Here is a 17402-nt window from a genome sequence, read left to right as displayed (position 1 = left end):
TCATCCTAGGAAGTGGGCGACTGGCATCCTGGGGAGGATGAGCAGCAGCAGCACCGGTGACCTCGCCCGGGTGGAGGCAGAGCTGCTCGGCCGCTGGCCGGAGAGCCGCCTCCAGCCGTCGCTGGGCCGCATCTCCGCGCTCGTGGACCTGCTGGGCAGTCCGCACCGTGCCTACCCCGCCATCCAGGTCGCCGGCACCAACGGCAAGACGACGACCGCCCGCATGGTCGACGAGCTGCTGCGCGGCTTCGGGCTGCGGGTGGGCCGCTTCACCAGCCCGCACCTGCAGTCGGTGCGCGAGCGGATCGTCCTCGACGGCGAGCCGGTCAGCGCCGAGCGGTTCGTGGAGACCTTCGACGACATCGCGCCCTACGTGCAGATGGTCGACACCGCCGGCGAGCACCCGATGAGCTTCTTCGAGGTCATGGTCGGCATGGCCTACGCGACCTTCGCCGACGCCCCGGTCGACGTCGCCGTCATCGAGGTCGGGATGGGCGGCACCTGGGACGCCACCAACGTGGTGGACGCCCGCGTCGCCGTGGTCACGCCCGTCGCGCTCGACCACGCCGAGTACCTCGGGCCCGACGTCCCCACGATCGCCGGGGAGAAGGCCGGGATCATCAAGCCCGACTCGATCGCCGTCCTCGCCCGGCAGCAGCCCGGCGCCCTCGACACGCTGGTGCGCCGCGCGGTCGAGGTGGAGGCCGTCGTCGCCCGCGAGGGCACCGAGTTCGGCGTCCTCGAGCGGAAGGTCGCCGTCGGCGGGCAGCAGCTGCGGCTGCAGGGTCTCGGCGGCGAGTACGACGAGGTCTTCATCCCGCTGTTCGGCGCCCACCAGGCGCAGAACGCCGCCACCGCGCTGGCCGCCGTCGAGGCGTTCCTCGGGGCCGGCGCCACCACCGGCACCGTCGACCTCGACACGGTGCGGGCCGCGTTCGCCGCGGTCCGCTCGCCCGGCCGGCTGGAGCGGGTGCGCACCAGCCCGACGGTGCTGGTCGACGCCGCGCACAACCCCGCCGGCATGGCCGCGACCGTGGAGGCGATCCGCGAGTCCTTCGACTTCACCCGGCTGGTCGGCGTGGTCGGGGCGGTGCACGGCAAGGACGTCGCCGGGATGCTGGCCGCACTCGAGGAGATCTGCGCCGAGCTCGTCGTCACCCAGAACAGCTCCCCGCGGGCGATGCCGGCCGACGAGCTGGGCGCGCTGGCCGTCGACGTCTTCGGGGCCGACCGGGTGAGCGTCTCGCCGCGGCTGCCCGAGGCCCTCACCGAGGCCATCGAGCTGGCCGAGGCCGGACCGGACGACGCCCTCGGCGGCTCCGGCGTGCTGGTCACCGGCAGCGTGGTCACGGCGGGGGAGGCCCGCACCCTCATGGGCGGGACGACGCCGTGACGGCGCCCGACCCGGTGCGCGCGGCCCGGGCACTGCGGGGCGCGGCCGCGGGGGTGCTCGTGCTCGAGGGCATCGCGGTGCTCTTCGTGCCGCGGGGCATCGCCCAGAGCGGGCCCGGGCTGACCGGTGGCCGGCTCACGGCGCTGCTCGTGCTGGCGGTGCTGCTGATCCTCGCCGCGGGCGTGCAGCGCCGGGCCTGGGGACTGGTCGCGGCCACCGCGCTGCAGGTGCCGCTGCTGGCCACCGGCTTCCTCAACAGCGTGATGTGGTTCGTCGCCGGCGCGTTCGTGCTCATCTGGCTGTACCTGCTGCAGATCCGCAAGGAGCTGCTCGGCTCCCCGTTCCGCGAACCCGCGCCCCGGAACGGCGGCGATCCCGCCGCGTAGGCTCCGCGCTCGTGTCTGAAGCCACTCCTCGCACCCTGGTCCTCGTCAAGCCCGACGGCGTCGCCCGCGGCCTGGTCGGCGAGGTGATCTCGCGCCTGGAGGCCAAGGGCCTCCGCCTGGTCGCCGCCGAGCTGCGCACCCTGACCGCCGAGGTCGCCGAGACGCACTACGCCGAGCACCGGGAGCGGCCGTTCTTCCCGTCGCTGGTCGAGTTCATCACCAGCGGCCCGCTCATGGCCCTGGTCGTCGAGGGCCCGCGGGCGATCGAGGCCTTCCGGGCGCTGGCCGGCGCCACCGACCCGGTGCAGGCCGGCCCGGGCACCATCCGCGGTGACTTCGCCCTCGAGGTGCAGAACAACATCGTGCACGGCTCCGACTCGCCCGAGTCCGCCGCGCGCGAGATCAAGCTGTTCTTCCCCGACCTGGGCTGACCACCCCGCGAGATCGGCGGTCTCGTGGCGATCCGCTGCTGATGGCCACGAGATCGCCGATCTCGTCCCGGGAGAGGCGCGTCTACCCTGGACGGGTCATGACTGGGACCACGCGCCATGCCTCGGGGGAGACTCTCTACCCCCGCCTCGAACCGCTCCTCGCGCAGGTGCAGAAGCCGATCCAGTACGTCGGCGGTGAGCTGAACGCGCAGGTGAAGGCCTGGGACGACGTCGCCGTCCACTGGGCGCTGATGTACCCCGACGCCTACGAGGTCGGGCTGCCCAACCAGGGCCTGATGATCCTCTACGAGGTGCTCAACGAGCGCCCCGACGCCCTCGCCGAGCGCACCTACGCCGTCTGGCCCGACCTCGCCGGCCTGATGCGCGAGCACGGCGTCCCGCAGTTCACCGTCGACGCGCACCGCGCCGTCCGCGACTTCGACCTGCTCGGGGTCAGCTTCGCCACCGAGCTGGGCTACACGAACCTGCTCGAGGCCCTCGACCTCGCCCGCATCCCGCTGCACGCCCTCGACCGCGACGAGGACCACCCCGTGGTGGTGGCCGGCGGGCACGCCGCGTTCAACCCCGAGCCCATCGCGGACTTCGTCGACTGCGCCGTCCTCGGTGACGGCGAGCAGGTCGTCGGCGACATCACCGACGTCGTCGCGGCGTGGAAGGAGCAGGGCCGGCCCGGCGGCCGGGTCGAGCTGCTGGCCCGCCTCGCGCGGGTGGACGGCGTGTACGTGCCGCGGTTCTACGCGGTCTCCTACGGTCCGGACGGCGCGATCGCGGCCGTGACCCGGACGCGGGACGACGTCCCGGCGCGGGTCGGCAAGCGCACCGTCATGGACCTCGACGAGTGGCCGTACCCGAAGACCCCGCTGGTGCCGCTGGCCGAGTCGGTGCACGAGCGGATGAGCGTGGAGATCTTCCGCGGCTGCACCCGCGGCTGCCGGTTCTGCCAGGCCGGGATGATCACCCGGCCGGTGCGCGAGCGGACGATCACCGGCATCGGCTCGATGGTCGACCAGGGGCTGCGGGCCACCGGCTACGAGGAGGTCGGGCTGCTGTCGCTGTCCAGCGCCGACCACTCCGAGATCGGCCAGCTGGCCAAGGAGCTCGCCGACCGCTACGAGGGCACCAACACCGGCCTGTCGCTGCCGTCCACCCGCGTGGACGCCTTCAACGTGACCCTGGCCAACGAGCTCTCCCGCAACGGCCGGCGGAGCGGTCTCACCTTCGCTCCCGAGGGCGGCAGCGAGCGGATCCGCCGGGTGATCAACAAGACGGTGTCCAAGGAGGACCTCGTCCGCACCGTCACCACCGCCTACGCCAACGGCTGGCGGCAGGTGAAGCTCTACTTCATGTGCGGTCTGCCCACCGAGACCGACGAGGACGTGCTGGAGATCGCCGACCTGGCGGTGGAGGTCATCCGCGCCGGGCGCGAGGCCAGCGGCTCCAAGGACGTCCGCTGCACCGTCTCCATCGGCGGGTTCGTGCCCAAGCCGCACACCCCGTTCCAGTGGGCCGGGCAGGCCAGCGCCGAGACCATCGACCACCGGCTGCGGGTGCTCCGCCAGGCGATCAACGCCGACCGCCGGATCGGCCGCTCCATCGGCCTGCGCTACCACGACGGCAAGCCGGGCGTGGTCGAGGGCCTGCTGTCCCGCGGCGACCGCCGCGTCGGCCGGGTCATCGAGCGGGTGTGGCGCGAGGGCGGGAAGTTCGACGGCTGGAGCGAGCACTTCTCCTACGAGCGCTGGACGGCGGCCGCGGCCGAGGAGCTCGGCGCCTTCGGGGTCGACCTGGACTGGTTCACCACCCGCGAGCGGACCCAGGAGGAGATCCTGCCCTGGGACCACCTGGACTCCGGGCTCGACAAGGAGTGGCTCTGGGACGACTGGCAGGAGGCCCTGAGCGAGGAGGAGGTCGCCGACTGCCGGTGGACCCCCTGCTACGACTGCGGCGTCTGCCCGACCAACGGCACCGAGATCCAGATCGGGCCGACCGGGCGCAGTCTGCTCCCGCTCACGGTCGTCGGCCGGTAGTGGCACGCCAGCCGGAGGGCCCGCCCCCGCCGCCGACGGTCCAGAAGCTGCGGCTGCGCTACGCCAAGCGCGGCCCCCTGCGCTTCGCCTCGCACCGCGACCTCGCGCGGGCGCTGGAGCGCGCGCTGCGCCGGGCCGGCGTCCCCATGGCGTTCTCGGCCGGGTTCAGCCCGCACCCGAAGATCTCCTACGTCGGCGCGGCCCCGACCGGTGCGGCCAGCGAGGCCGAGTACGTCGAGATCGGCCTCGCCGAGGCCCGCGACCCCGAGGCGGTGCGGGCCGCGCTGGACGCGTCGCTGCCCCCGGGGGTCGACGTCCTCGAGTGCGTCGAGGCCGCCGAGGGCGGCGGCTCGCTCGCCGACCGGATCGACGCCGCGCGCTGGCGCGTGGAGCTGCCGGGCGTGGAGCCGGAGGAGCTCGCGGCCGCCGTCGCGACCTTCCTGGCCAGCGACGTGGTGACCGTCGCCAAGCGCACCAAGAACGGCCTGCGGGACGTCGACGCGCGCGAGCCGGTGGCCTCCGCTGCGGCGGCCGGCACAGCAGGTTGTGCCATACTGACCATGGTCGTCCGGCAGGTGACGCCCGCCGTTCGACCCGACGACGTGTTGGCCGCTCTCGCTGCCGTCGCCGACCTGCGCCCGCCGTCGCCCCCTCGGGCCGTGCGTGAGGCGCAGGGCCGGCTCGACGACAACGGGATCGTGGCCGACCCGCTCGGTCCGGACCGCGCGGCGCGCACCCGCTGCCAGGGGGAGCACGCGGCGGTCTGACCGGTGGGGCCGGAGCCTCGCGACGTCGAGCGGCACGGCTGCCAGGCGTGACGCGACCCCGAGATCTCGCAGGACCGAAGACCAGCTCCACCCGGCACCGGCCGCGGCACCACCGCGCGGGCGCCGGCCCACAGACTTCGCGAGTCGAGCTCGCCGCCGTACCCGCGCGGCGGCCCGACCCGCCCAACCCGTGCTCCTGCGCGGCCGCCAGTCCTCGTGATCGGCGCCCGGGAGCACCACACAGGAGGCGAGCCCTCGTGGCCGACCAGAACGACGACACCACCCCCGCCACCGCCCAGCCGGCCGACGAGGGACTGGACCCCGCAGTCCTGCCCGAGGAGGCCGAGGAGACCGACATCGCGGACACCGGGGAGGCCCCGGAGCCGACCCCGGCAGCGGAGGCCACCACCGAGCCGGCGCCCGAGACCGCACCCGTGGACGCGCCGGAGCCGGCAGCCGCGGAGGCCGAGGCGGCGCCCCAGGACGAGGCGGTGCCCCAGGACGAGGCGGCGCCCCAGGACGAGGCGACGCCCCAGGACGAGGCGACGCCCCAGGACGAGGCGACGCCCCAGGACGAGGCAGGGCCCCAGACCGAGGCAGTGCCCCCGGCCGGGGCCGAGGCCGAGCCGGAGCCCGAGGAGCACCCCGCCTCCCGGTTCGGCGCCCAGTTCAGCTCCCCGGAGCCCACCGCGGTCATCGCGCGGCCGCGCCGCCGCGCCACCCGGCCGGCCGGTGCCGCCGACCCCGGGGCCTACGCCTCCCCGGCGGCAGCCGCGCCCCCGATGCCGGCCTTCGTCAGCTTCGTCGCCCCGGCCGAGCCCGAGGCGCCGCCCGCACCGCGCCGGCGCAGCCGCCGTCCCGCCGAGTCCCCGGTGGTCGAGGAGGCCGGCGCCCAGCCGGCGGAGGACCGCGACGAGGAGGAGACGCCGGCCCCCCGGTCCCGCCGCGGGCGCTCCCGCCGCCGGGCCACCGATGACGAGCCGGCCACCGTCGAGGCGGTCGAGACCGAGGAGGACGAGGCCGCCGACACCGAGGCCGACGCGGACACCGAGGCTGACGCCGAGGCGGAGGACCGCGACGACACCGGTTCGGCCGGCAGCCGTCGCCGCCGTCGCGGGCGCCGCGGCCGCGGCCGGGGTCGCAGCGGCGACGAGGCCGGCGACGCCGAGGACTCCGACGTGGACCAGGACGAGGACTCCGGCGACGAGCAGGGCGCCGAGGAGCCCGACGAGGACGACACCGAGGGCGACACCGACGGCGGTGAGGACACCGCCGAGGGCGAGGAGGCCGAGGGCGGCTCCAGCACCCGCCGCCGGCGCCGGCGCCGCCGCCGGGGGAGCAGCGGCGAGGGTGAGGCCGCCGCCGAGGCCGACGACGACCGCCCGGAGCGGGCCGGCCGCAACGGCCGCACCACCAGCGACGACGACGTCAAGGGCGTCACCGGGTCCACCCGGCTCGAGGCCAAGCGCCAGCGCCGCCGCGACGGCCGCGACAGTGGCCGCCGCCGCGCGCCGATCCTCACCGAGGCCGAGTTCCTCGCCCGCCGTGAGGCCGTCGACCGCAAGATGGTCATCCGCCAGCGGGGCGAGCGCACCCAGATCGCCGTCCTCGAGGACGACGTGCTGGTGGAGCACTACGTGACCCAGGCGCAGGCGACGTCCTTCGCCGGCAACGTCTACCTCGGCCGGGTGCAGAACGTGCTGCCCAGCATGGAGGCGGCCTTCATCGACATCGGCAAGGGGCGCAACGCCGTCCTGTACGCCGGTGAGGTCAACTGGGACGCTGCCGGCCTGTCCGGCAAGCAGCGCTCGATCGAGCAGGCGATGAAGTCCGGCGACAAGGTGCTGGTGCAGGTCACCAAGGACCCGATCGGCCACAAGGGCGCCCGGCTGACCCAGCAGATCAACCTGCCCGGCCGGTTCCTGGTCTACGTGCCCGGCGGCTCGATGACCGGCATCAGCCGCAAGCTGCCCGACACCGAGCGGCAGCGGCTCAAGGACGTGCTCAAGAAGATCGTCCCCGAGGACGCCGGCGTCATCATCCGCACCGCCGCGGAGGGCGCCTCGGAGGAGGAGCTGACCCGCGACGTCGCCCGGCTGCAGGCGCAGTGGGAGGTCATCTCGAAGAAGGCGGACTCCACCTCCAGCGCGCCGACGCTGCTGTACGGCGAGCCGGACCTCGCGATCCGCGTCATCCGCGACGTGTTCAACGAGGACTTCAAGGAGCTCGTCGTCCAGGGCGACGACGCCTGGGACACCGTCGAGGCCTACGTCGCGCACGTCTCCCCGGAGCTGACCGGCCGGCTGTCCCGGTTCACCGGCGAGGGCGACGTCTTCCGCGACCTGCGCATCGACGAGCAGCTGGCCAAGGCACTGGACCGCAAGGTGTGGCTGCCCTCGGGCGGCTCCCTGGTCATCGACCGCACCGAGGCGATGACCGTCGTCGACGTCAACACCGGCAAGTTCACCGGCTCCGGCGGCAACCTCGAGCAGACCGTCACGCGCAACAACATGGAGGCGGCCGAGGAGATCGTCCGCCAGCTCCGGCTGCGCGACATCGGCGGCATCATCGTCATCGACTTCATCGACATGGTGCTCGAGAGCAACCGGGACCTGGTGCTGCGGCGGCTGACCGAGTGCCTGGGCCGCGACCGCACCAAGCACCAGGTCGCCGAGGTCACCTCGCTGGGCCTGGTCCAGATGACCCGCAAGCGGGTCGGCCAGGGGCTGCTCGAGGTCTTCTCCGAGCCGTGCGAGCACTGCCGGGGCCGCGGCGTCCTGGTGACCACCGATCCGGTGGACGAGCGGCGCCGCAGCGGCGGCAACGGCCCCGGCGGCTCGGGCGGCGGCAACGGCCGCCGTGACCAGGGCCGGTCCGACCGCGGCAGGGACAACGGCCAGCAGACCAAGGACGCCGTCCCGGCCGAGGTCGTCGAGACCGTCGCCGTCGTCGAGACCGTCGCCGTCGAGGTGGCGGCGCGGGCCGCCGGCACCCCGGACGGCGAGGGCGAGAGCCCGCGCTCCGGGGGACGCCGCAGCCGCGGTCGCCGCGGTCGCAGCCAGGCCGGGGAGGAGCGGGCCGCCGAGGACGCCGCGGTGCTGACCGCGCCGGCCGACGACGTCGCCGGCGAGGCCGACACCCCGGACGAGGCCGACACCCCCGGCGAGGCCGACACCCCTGGCGAGGCCGGGACCCCGGACGGCGCCGACACCCCGGCCGAGGTTCCCGAGGTCGCTCCGGCCGGGACGGTCCCGGCTGAGGCCCCGGCTCCGGCCGAGGCGGCAGTCGAGGACGCCGGCAGCGTCCTGGCGGCGGCCGAGGCACCGGTGACCGAGGTCTCGCTGACCGGGGAGCCGGCCGCGGCCGACGAGGAGGCGGTGCCCGCGGGCGCCGGCCCCGACGACCCCGGGCCGGTCGACGAGCCCGCCACCGAGGCGCCCGCGGCCGAGGCCCCGGTGGCCGACGACGGGACCGCCACCGCGGTGGCCACTCGCCCGCGCCGCCGCCGTGCGGCCAGCCGGCCGGCCGGCCCGCCGGCCTCCTGACCCCGCCCGGGGGATCGGGCACCGGTTCGACCCGGTCCCGATCCCTCGGGTACGCTGGTCGGGTTGCACCGCCACGGGCCGGGCACCGCAGGGTGTCGCCTGGCAGGCGTGCGGCCCGTCCAGCACCCGGCGCCCGTCGTCGGGGTGCACACAGGACACGTAGAAGCGATCGAGGAGTCAGTGGTGTACGCAGTCGTGAAGGCCGGTGGCCGGCAGCACAAGGTGGCCGTGGGCGACCGGTTCACGGTCAACCGTCTCGCGGGTGAGGCGGGCGACACCGTCACCCTCCCGGCCCTGCTCCTGGTCGACGGTGACACCGTCACCAGCGACGCGCAGGCGCTGGCCGGCGTGACCGTGACCGGCGAGATCGTCGGCCACGGCAAGGGCCCGAAGATCCGCATCCACAAGTTCAAGAACAAGACCGGCTACCACAAGCGTCAGGGGCACCGTCAGCCCCTCACCGACGTCGTGGTCCGCGACATCACGAAGGGCTGACGACGACATGGCACACAAGAAGGGCGCCTCGTCCTCCCGCAACGGCCGCGACTCGAACGCGCAGCGCCTCGGCGTCAAGCGCTTCGGTGGTCAGGTCGTGAAGGCCGGCGAGATCATCGTGCGCCAGCGCGGCACCCACTTCCACCCGGGCCTGGGTGTCGGTCGCGGCAGCGACGACACGCTGTTCGCCCTGGAGGCGGGCTCGGTGACCTTCGGCACGCGGCGCGGTCGCCGGACCGTCTCCATCGCCGCCGTCGAGGCCTGAGAGAGGACCACGTCCTCCCCGGCCTCCGCAGGCTCAGGCCGGGCCCCGGGACGGGGCCGAAGGGCCGACGGCACACTCACCCCGCACACGAGCGCACGGGCCGGCGGCCCGTGCGCTCGTGGCGCTTGACACCCGAGAACTGAGAGGCGGCGCGGACATGGCCGCTTTCGTCGACCGCGTGGTCGTCCACGTGGCGGCCGGCAACGGCGGCCACGGGGTGGCGTCCATCCACCGCGAGAAGTTCAAGCCGCTGGGCGGGCCCGACGGGGGCAACGGCGGGGACGGCGGCAACGTCGTCCTCGAGGTCGACCCCAGCGTGCACACCCTGCTGGACTTCCACCACCGCCCGCACCAGAAGGCCGGCAACGGCCGCCCGGGCGAGGGCAGCAACCGCCACGGCGCCCGGGGTGAGGACCGCGTCCTGCGGGTCCCCGCCGGCACCGTGGTGAGCACCCCCGACGGCCGGGTCGTCGCCGACCTCGTCGGTGCCGGCACCCGCGTCGTGCTCGCGCACGGCGGCAAGGGCGGCTTGGGCAACGCCGCGCTGGCCAACTCCCGGCGCAAGGCCCCCGGCTTCGCGCTGCTCGGCGAGCCGGGGGAGGCGTTCGACGCCGTCATCGAGCTCAAGAGCATCGCCGACGTCGGCCTGGTCGGGTTCCCCTCGGCGGGCAAGTCCTCGCTGATCGCGGCGATGTCGGCGGCCCGGCCCAAGATCGCCGACTACCCCTTCACCACGCTCGTGCCCAACCTCGGCGTGGTCCGTGCCGGCGACGTCGCCTTCACGATGGCCGACGTCCCGGGGCTGATCCCGGGGGCGTCCGAAGGCAGGGGCCTGGGTCTGGAGTTCCTCCGCCACATCGAGCGGTGCGCCGTGCTGGTGCACGTGGTCGACATGGCGACGATGGAGCCCGGCCGTGACCCCGAGAGCGACATCGAGGCGCTGGAGCACGAGCTCGCCGAGTACAGCGGCGAGGAGATCGACCTGGTGAGCCGGCTGCGGATCGCCGTCCTCAACAAGATCGACGTCCCGGACGCCCGCGAGCTGGTCGACCTGGTCCGCGCCGGCCTCGAGGAGCGCGGGCTGCAGGTCTTCCCGGTCAGCGCGGCGACGGGGGAGGGGCTGCGCGAGCTCGGCTTCGCCCTGGCCACCGCCGTCGACGAGCACCGGGCCGCGTTGCCGGAGCCCGAGGCGGTCCGGATCACCCTCACCCCGCGCGCGGTCGACGACAGCGGGTTCACCGTCGAGCGCGACCCGGAGGACGACGAGGCGTTCGTGGTCCACGGGGTCAAGCCGGAGCGCTGGGTGCGCCAGACCGACTTCACCAACGACGAGGCCGTGGGCTTCCTCGCCGACCGGCTCAACCGGCTCGGTGTCGAGGAGGAGCTGGCCAAGGCCGGTGCCCGCGAGGGCGACGCGGTCACCATCGGCGGGGTCACGTTCGACTGGGCGCCCACCCTGCCGGCCGGCACGCTCACCGTCGAGGAGAGCGCCGGGCTCGGCGGGCGCGGCACCGACGCGCGCATCGACGCCCCGCACCGGGTGCGGGCCGAGGAGCGGCTGGCGGCCAAGCGGGCCCGCCGGGTGCCCTTCGAGCTCAGCGACACCTGGGACGAGGAGGACCTCCCCACCGGAGACGACGAGTGACCGCCCGGCCGGAGATCGCCGGCGCGCGGCGGGTCGTGGTCAAGGTCGGCTCGTCGTCGCTGACCACCCTGCCCGGCGGGCTCGACGAGGGCCGGCTGGCGGCGCTGGTCGACGTCCTCGGGGCCGCGCGCACCGCCGGCCGGGAGGTCGTGCTCGTCTCCTCCGGGGCGATCGCCGCCGGCCTGGCGCCCCTGGGCGTCGAGGGCCGGCCGCGGGACCTCGCGACCGCGCAGGCCGCGGCCAGCGTCGGGCAGCTGCGGCTGGTGCAGACCTACGCCGACGCGTTCGCCCGCCACGACGTCACCGTGGGCCAGGTGCTGCTCACCGCCGACGACCTCACCCGGCGCAGCCACTACCGGAACGCGCAGCGCACGGTGGAGAAGCTGCTCACCCTCGGGGTGCTGCCGATCGTCAACGAGAACGACACGGTGGCCACCGAGGAGATCCGCTTCGGCGACAACGACCGGCTCGCCGCCCTGGTCGCCCACGTGGCGCACGCCGACGCGCTGCTGCTGCTCTCCGACGTCGACGGCGTCTACGACGGCGACCCGCGGCAGGGGCCGGCCCGGCTGCTGGACACCGTGCGCGACCCCGCCGACCTCGACGTCGTCACCCTGGGCACGGCCCGGCGCAACGGCGTGGGCACCGGCGGCATGGCGACCAAGGTGGAGGCCGCCCTGATCGCGGCGCACGCCGGCGTCCCGGTCGTCGTCACCTCCACCGTGCAGGCCGCCGCGGCGCTGGCCGGGGAGCCGGTGGGCACCCGGTTCGCCGTCATGGGCCCCCGCCCGCGCGCCCGGCAGTTCTGGCTGCGCTTCGCCACCCGTCCCCGGGGGCGGCTGGTCCTCGACGAGGGCGCGGTGCGGGCGGTGCGCGAGCGCAACGCCTCCCTGCTGGCGGCGGGCGTCACCGGCGTGGTCGGCGACTTCCTCGCCGACGACCCCGTGGAGCTGGTCGGCCCGGACGGCGTCGTGGTCGCGCGCGGCCTCGTCGCGTTCGACGCCCGCGAGCTGCCGCCGCTGCTCGGCCGCAAGACCGGCGAGCTCGACCCGGAGTACCAGCGGGAGCTGGTGCACCGCGACGAGATGGTGCTGGTCCGGCGCCCGTCCCTGGGCTGAGAGACTGCCGGCCGTGACGATCCGCCCCATCCGCGTGCTCGGTGACCCCGTCCTCCGCACCCCCGCCGACGCGGTGCGCGCCTTCGACAAGGAGCTGGCCGCGCTGGTCCGCGACCTCGAGGACACCGTGGCCGACCCGGGACGGGCCGGCGTGGCCGCGCCGCAGATCGGGGTGGGGCTGCGGGCGTTCTCCTACAACGTCGACGGCGTGATCGGGCACATGGTGAACCCGCGCATCGTCGAGCTGTCCGAGGAGACGCAGGACGGCGACGAGGGGTGCCTGTCCATCCCCGGCATCTGGGCGCCCACGGTGCGGGCCATGCACGCCGTCGTCGAGGGCTTCGACGTCACCGGCAAGCCGCTGCGCCTGGAGGGCAGCGGCCTGATGGCCCGCGCACTGCAGCACGAGGTCGACCACCTCGACGGGAAGGTCTTCCTCGACCGGCTGACCGGCGAGGCCCGGAAGACCGCCCTGCGCGCGCTGCGCGAGCGGGGCTGACGGGACGGCGCGGCTCCCGCGCGGCCGGCTGGGCAGCGGTCAGACGACGACGGCGGTCCCGGGCACGACCAGGCCGCGGACCTCGAACTCGGTGACCACGGGATCGCCGGGCGGGGGGCCGTCGGGAGAGAGCTCGGCGACGACCGGCTGGACCAGCTCACGGTCGAAGCGCTCGGCGTCCTCCCTGGACTCCCAGACCTCGATGACCTGGAACCCGGTCGGTGTGGCCCGGGCGAGGTGCACCAGGAGCCCCTCGGTCGTGTCGCCGGCCCTGCGCAGGACCTCGGCGTGGACGGCGTCGTACACCTCCACCGGTGCGGGCACGTCCATGGTCACTGCCCATGTCATGGCGTCCTCCTGCTGGTCGGGGAGCGCCCGAGCTGAGCGGGCCTCCACGTCCGGCCCCGCCGGCGTCGCCGGCTGTCAGGCTCGATCGGCCCCCGAGCCCGCGACGTCGCCGTCCCGGCGGCCGGCGAGCAGCCGGGCACCCTCCCCGTCGAGCTGGCCGAGCGCGGCCTCGCGGCCGGTGACCAGCAGCAGGAGCGCCGCGACGGGACCCTCCACGGGAGCGCCGTCGCCGACGGTCCAGCCGGTGTCGGTCGCCGAGAGCCGGAGGCCGGTCAGCCGCCGCTGTGCCCGGAAGGGAAACCCCATGTCCCACGCGCGCTGTGCGGCCGCTGCCGCGGCGGCCGGGGGCATCGGCCGGCAGCGACCCAGGGGGAGTGCGATGTCCTGTCCGTGGACGAGGACGTCCATGAGCGGCTCCAGCGGGCTGAGGAACGGTGCCGTACGCCGCGAGCCGGCCATCGCACGCAACCGCCGGGCGCACTCCGCGGGCGGCAGCGGCGCCGCGCGCAGAGCCGAGTCCCGGATCATCCGGTCGAAGCTGCCGCGCGCACGGACCGCCGCGACGAGCGCCGCGCCGAGCCCCATGTGCGCCTGGGTCAGGTGCACGGCGACGTCCCCGACCCGCCAGCCGGAGCACAGCGACGGGGTCTCCCACTCGGTGGGGGAGAGGTCCTCCAGCAGGTCAGCGAGGCTCAGCCGCTCGGCGTCGATGGTCCGCCACACGTCGTCGAGGTCCATGACGCCTCCACCCGGTTGGTACGATCCTCTGACAAGTTTCGTCAGAGGATCTGACCGTCGTCAAGGGGCACCGTGACCGAGGGACCGGAGGAGCGGCAGAACCTGGGGCTGCTGTGCTTCTACCCGCACCGGGCCATGGAGGCGCGGATCCTGGCGGCGCTGGCCGCGGCCGGCTTCGACGACATCACCGCCGCCCAGGGCCGCATCGCCGCGAGGATCGGCCGCACCGGCACGCGGCTGACCGACCTCGCCGAGCAGGCGCTGGTCACCAAGCAGACCGCCGGGCACCTCGTCGACCAGCTGGAGGCCGCCGGCTACGTCCGCCGGGTGGCCGACCCGACCGACGGCCGGGCCCGGCTGGTGCAGATGGCCGACCGCGGCGAGCGGGTCGTGGCGCTGGCCCGGCGGGTCGAGGCCGAGGTCGAGGCCGAGTGGACCGCGTACCTCGGCGAGGAGACCGCCGCCGCCCTGCGGGCGGCGCTCACCCGGCTCCGGGAGGTCACCGACCCGTACCGGTGAGCCTCATCCGGCCGTGCAGGTGGCGCAGGTGCCGAACACCTCCAGCTGGTGCTGGACGTCGGCGAACCCGTGCTCGGCGGCGACCCGGGCGGCCCAGCGCTCGACCGGCGGGTCGGCCACCTCCACCGTGCGGCCGCACGATCGGCACACCAGGTGGTGGTGGTGCACCGGCGAGCACCGGCGGTAGGCGGCCTCGCCGTCGCTGCCGCGGAGCACGTCGACCAGGCCGTCGTCCACCAGGGCCTGCAGCGCCCGGTAGACCGTCGCCAGCCCCACCGCGTCGCCCCGCTCGCGGAGCAGGGCGTGCAGGTCCTGGGCGGTGCGGAAGCCGTCGAGCTCCTCGAGCAGGCCCTGGACGGCGCTGCGCTGCCGGGTCTGCCGGCGGCCGGGCACCTCGGCCGGGTTCGGGGCGGTCACGGGCGGCCTCCCTGGCCGGGGGCCGGCGTCGCGTGCCGGCCGTGCTCGTCGTAGTGGGTGCCCGCGCCGGTGCGGTGCGGGGCGTGCAGGTGGCCGTCGTGGTCGTAGTCGACGTGGTCGCCGTGCGGCACCGGCTGGTGCCCGCAGCCCTCGCCGTGCTCGTGCGGGTGCGCCGCGTGCACCTCCGCCCGCCGCCGGTGCCGGCGCCGCGCGGTGACCTCGCGCAGGGCCACCGTGCTGGTGACGACGAGGAACAGGGCGATCGCCAGCAGCACGATCGTCCCGCCGGACGGGGTGCCCGCGTAGTAGGACGCGGTCGTGCCCGAGACGCTGACCACCAGGCCGATGGCGCAGGCCAGGTAGAGGGCCTGCCGGAAGCTGCGGGCCACCAGCTGGGCGACCGCGCTCGGCACGATCATCAGGGCGCTGATGAGCAGCAGCCCGACCACGCGCATCGACAGCACGACGGTCGAGGCGACCAGCGCCGCGAGCACGATGTTGAGCGCGAGCACGGGCAGGCCGACCGCCCGCGCGTACTCCTCGTCGTCGCTGACCGCGTACAGCCGCTGGCCCAGCAGCCACACCGCGGCGAGCACGACGAGCGTGATGACGGCGAAGACGGCGACGTCCGAGGCGCTGGTCGTCGTGATCGCCCCGAACAGGTAGGACTCCAGGTTGGTCGCCTGACCGCGCGGGGCCAGGCTCAGCAGCACGACACCGCCGGCGATGCCGCCGTAGAACAGGACGGCGAGGGCGACGTCGCCGCTGGTGCGTCCGCGGGCCCGCACCAGCTCGATGACGACCGCACCGATGACCGCTGCCACCAGCGCCGTTCCGACGGGGGCGGTCGAGGTGAGGACGCCGATCGCGACGCCGGTGAGGGCGACGTGGCCGAGGCCGTCGCCCAGCAGGGACAGCCGGCGCTGGACCAGGAAGACGCCGACCGCCGGGGCGACCAGGCCGACCATCAGCGAGGCCAGCAGCGCCCGCTGCATGAAGCCGTACTCGAGGATCTCCACGTCAGCGGCCTCCGTCGCTGGTCACCCGGGGCTGGTCGATGCGGTAGCCCCTGGCCGGGGGCCGGCCGGCGTCCTCGGGGTGGTGGTGGCCGCCGTCGGCGTGCGGCTCTGCGCCGGCCAGCGGGCCGTCGTAGCCGATCCGCCCGTGGTCGACCACGACCGCGCGGGTCAGGACGCCGCGCAGCGGCCCGGTCTCGTGGGTGACGACCAGCAGGGTGGTGCCGGTCGCCGACACGCCGGCCAGGACGGCGGCGAGCGCGTCCTGGCTGGCGGCGTCCACGCCGGCGGTCGGCTCGTCCATGATCAGCAGCTCCGGCTGGGCGGCCAGCGCGCGGGCCACCAGCACCCGGCGCTGCTGGCCGCCGGAGAGCGAGGCCACGGGGTCGCTCATCCGGTCGCTGAGCCCGACGGCGGCCACCGCGTCGGCGACCGCGGCGCGGTCGGCGGGGCGCAGCCGCCGGAACAGCCCGAGCCGGGCCAGCCGGCCGACGCCGACCACCTCGCGGACCGTGGCCGGCACGGCGCCGCTCACCGTGTGCCGCTGCGGCACGTAGCCGATCCGCCCCCGCTCGCGCAGCCGCCCGACCGGCGCCCCGAGCACCTCGACCTCGCCCCCGAGGACGGCGGCCAGGCCGAGCAGCCCCCGCGACAGCGTCGTCTTCCCCGACCCGTTGGAGCCGAGGACGGCGACCGCCTCGCCGGCCTGCACGGTGAGGTCGACGCCGCAGACCACCGGCACGTCGCCGTAGCCGATGCTGGCGTCCCGGAGCCGGATGGCGGCGGTCATGAGCAGCCCTGCCCCTCCTGCAGCGTGGCCAGGTCCTCGCGCATGACCGACAGGTAGTCCGCACCGGCGGACTCGTCGGTCAGGCCCTCCAGCGGGTCCAGGACGGCGGTGCGCACCCCGGCCTCCTCGGCGACGGTCTCGGCGACGGCGGGGTCGACGAGGGTCTCGGTGTAGACGGTCGTCACCCCGCGCTCGCGCACCAGTGTGGAGATCTCGGCGAGCTGGGCCGGGCTCGGCTCCTGCGAGGGGGAGAGGCCGCTGATGCCGACCACCTCGAGGCCGTAGCGGGCGGCGAGGTAGCCGAAGGCGTCGTGGCTGGTGACCAGCGTGGGGACGGCGCAGTTCGCGAGCCCGGCCTGCATCTCCGCGTCGAGCGCCTCGAGGTCGGCCCGCAGGGCGGCGGCGTTCTCCTCGTAGGTGGCCGCGCCGTCCGGGTCCTGCGCGCCGAGCTCCGCGGCCAGGGCGTCGCCGACGGCGGCCAGCCGGGTCGGGTCCAGCCAGAAGTGCGGGTCGACCGGTTCCTCGCCCTCGTCGGCGTGCCCCTCCTCGGCGTGCTCCTCCTCGCCGTCGTGCGAGTGCTCCTCCGAGGTGAGTGAGAGGTCGGCCGCCTGCCCGGCGTCCCAGGCGGCGTCGCCGGCCTCGGACTCCGCGGCCTCGTCCAGGGCCGGCTGGAAGCCCGCCAGGTAGACCAGCACGTCGGCCTCGCCGACCGCGGCGACGTCCTGGGGGGTCAGCTCCAGGTCGTGGGCCTCGGCGCCGGGCGGGGTGAGCGAGGAGACGTCGACGCGGTCGCCGCCGACGCGCTCGGCGGCCCACTGCAGCGGGTAGAAGCCGGCGACGACGGTGAGCCCCTCCCCGGTGCCGGTGCTGGTGGCGTCGTCGCCTCCGCACGCGGTCAGCAGGAGGGCAGCGGCGCAGGCCGCGGCGGTCGCCGTCGTGCGCGTCGTCGTGATGTGCATGAGAATCATTCTCGCATGGGCTG

18 protein-coding genes are annotated in these 17402 nt (G+C 75.2%); 12 read left to right on the top strand and 6 right to left on the bottom strand.

Annotated features, from left to right (window positions below):
- The first annotated feature begins 37 nt into the window (after positions 1 to 37).
- From folC to def, 11 genes are all read left to right on the top strand, one after another.
- Entirely contained in the window at positions 38 to 1393 is a 1356-nt protein-coding gene (gene folC, locus ACI78Q_RS07245) for a bifunctional tetrahydrofolate synthase/dihydrofolate synthase (protein ID WP_456922649.1), read from the top strand.
- On the top strand, positions 1390 to 1779 hold the full coding sequence (locus tag ACI78Q_RS07240; protein WP_456922648.1) for a DUF4233 domain-containing protein: 390 nt from the start codon (positions 1390 to 1392) through the stop codon (positions 1777 to 1779). Before folC ends, ACI78Q_RS07240 begins: the two co-directional genes overlap by 4 nt.
- Positions 1780 to 1790: 11 nt before the next feature.
- Positions 1791 to 2210, top strand: coding sequence for a nucleoside-diphosphate kinase (ndk, locus tag ACI78Q_RS07235; protein WP_456922647.1), 420 nt, complete (start codon positions 1791 to 1793; stop codon positions 2208 to 2210).
- A gap of 98 nt (positions 2211 to 2308) precedes the next feature.
- A complete protein-coding gene (locus tag ACI78Q_RS07230) occupies positions 2309 to 4258 on the top strand; it encodes a TIGR03960 family B12-binding radical SAM protein (RefSeq protein ID WP_456922646.1) in 1950 nt (649 codons plus the stop codon).
- On the top strand, positions 4258 to 5025 hold the full coding sequence (locus ACI78Q_RS07225) for a TIGR03936 family radical SAM-associated protein (protein WP_456922645.1): 768 nt from the start codon (positions 4258 to 4260) through the stop codon (positions 5023 to 5025). The genes ACI78Q_RS07230 and ACI78Q_RS07225 overlap by 1 nt, the downstream gene beginning before the upstream one ends.
- Before the next feature lie 257 nt (positions 5026 to 5282).
- The gene (locus ACI78Q_RS07220) at positions 5283 to 8570 is read left to right on the top strand and encodes an Rne/Rng family ribonuclease (RefSeq protein ID WP_456922644.1); all 3288 of its coding nucleotides are present in this window, start codon (positions 5283 to 5285) and stop codon (positions 8568 to 8570) included.
- Positions 8571 to 8753: 183 nt separating this feature from the next.
- The gene (rplU, locus tag ACI78Q_RS07215; RefSeq protein WP_089405053.1) at positions 8754 to 9065 is read left to right on the top strand and encodes a 50S ribosomal protein L21; all 312 of its coding nucleotides are present in this window, start codon (positions 8754 to 8756) and stop codon (positions 9063 to 9065) included.
- Positions 9066 to 9072: 7 nt separating this feature from the next.
- A complete protein-coding gene (rpmA, locus tag ACI78Q_RS07210; RefSeq protein ID WP_456922643.1) occupies positions 9073 to 9330 on the top strand; it encodes a 50S ribosomal protein L27 in 258 nt (85 codons plus the stop codon).
- A 157-nt stretch (positions 9331 to 9487) separates the two neighbouring features.
- Entirely contained in the window at positions 9488 to 10975 is a 1488-nt protein-coding gene (obgE, locus tag ACI78Q_RS07205; protein ID WP_456922642.1) for a GTPase ObgE, read from the top strand.
- Positions 10972 to 12093 carry a glutamate 5-kinase gene (proB, locus tag ACI78Q_RS07200; protein WP_456922641.1) on the top strand — a complete coding sequence of 374 codons (1122 nt, stop codon included), beginning with the start codon at positions 10972 to 10974 and terminating at the stop codon, positions 12091 to 12093. The genes obgE and proB overlap by 4 nt, the downstream gene beginning before the upstream one ends.
- Positions 12094 to 12106: 13 nt before the next feature.
- Positions 12107 to 12592 (top strand): peptide deformylase, encoded by a 486-nt coding sequence (def, locus tag ACI78Q_RS07195; protein ID WP_456922640.1) that lies wholly within the window; start codon positions 12107 to 12109, stop codon positions 12590 to 12592.
- A 39-nt stretch (positions 12593 to 12631) separates the two neighbouring features.
- Here def and ACI78Q_RS07190 read toward each other — a convergent pair whose 3' ends face one another.
- Together ACI78Q_RS07190 and ACI78Q_RS07185 are read right to left on the bottom strand one after the other, a co-directional pair.
- Positions 12632 to 12940 carry a hypothetical protein gene (locus ACI78Q_RS07190; protein WP_456922639.1) on the bottom strand — a complete coding sequence of 103 codons (309 nt, stop codon included), beginning with the start codon at positions 12938 to 12940 and terminating at the stop codon, positions 12632 to 12634.
- A gap of 75 nt (positions 12941 to 13015) precedes the next feature.
- A complete protein-coding gene (locus ACI78Q_RS07185; RefSeq protein WP_456922637.1) occupies positions 13016 to 13678 on the bottom strand; it encodes a maleylpyruvate isomerase family mycothiol-dependent enzyme in 663 nt (220 codons plus the stop codon).
- A gap of 72 nt (positions 13679 to 13750) precedes the next feature.
- On the opposite strand from ACI78Q_RS07185, the gene ACI78Q_RS07180 reads away from it, so the two are divergent.
- A complete protein-coding gene (locus ACI78Q_RS07180) occupies positions 13751 to 14197 on the top strand; it encodes a MarR family winged helix-turn-helix transcriptional regulator (RefSeq protein WP_456922636.1) in 447 nt (148 codons plus the stop codon).
- A 3-nt stretch (positions 14198 to 14200) separates the two neighbouring features.
- On the opposite strand, the gene ACI78Q_RS07175 is transcribed toward ACI78Q_RS07180, so the two are convergent.
- Genes ACI78Q_RS07175 through ACI78Q_RS07160 form a run of 4 tightly spaced genes read right to left on the bottom strand, consistent with a single transcriptional unit; the run spans position 14201 to position 17379 of the window.
- Complete coding sequence (locus ACI78Q_RS07175) at positions 14201 to 14614, bottom strand: Fur family transcriptional regulator (protein WP_456922635.1); 414 nt, start codon at positions 14612 to 14614, stop codon at positions 14201 to 14203.
- Complete coding sequence (locus ACI78Q_RS07170; protein WP_456922634.1) at positions 14611 to 15633, bottom strand: metal ABC transporter permease; 1023 nt, start codon at positions 15631 to 15633, stop codon at positions 14611 to 14613. The genes ACI78Q_RS07175 and ACI78Q_RS07170 overlap by 4 nt, the downstream gene beginning before the upstream one ends.
- Position 15634: 1 nt before the next feature.
- The gene (locus ACI78Q_RS07165; protein ID WP_456922632.1) at positions 15635 to 16420 is read right to left on the bottom strand and encodes a metal ABC transporter ATP-binding protein; all 786 of its coding nucleotides are present in this window, start codon (positions 16418 to 16420) and stop codon (positions 15635 to 15637) included.
- A complete protein-coding gene (locus ACI78Q_RS07160; protein ID WP_456922631.1) occupies positions 16417 to 17379 on the bottom strand; it encodes a metal ABC transporter substrate-binding protein in 963 nt (320 codons plus the stop codon). The genes ACI78Q_RS07165 and ACI78Q_RS07160 overlap by 4 nt, the downstream gene beginning before the upstream one ends.
- Between the last annotated feature and the right edge of the window lie 23 nt (positions 17380 to 17402).

This window comes from Geodermatophilus sp. SYSU D00705 (assembly GCF_054050135.1).
The sequence above is the reverse complement of the archived record's forward strand: the minus strand, read 5'-3'. Positions and strand labels throughout refer to the sequence as shown.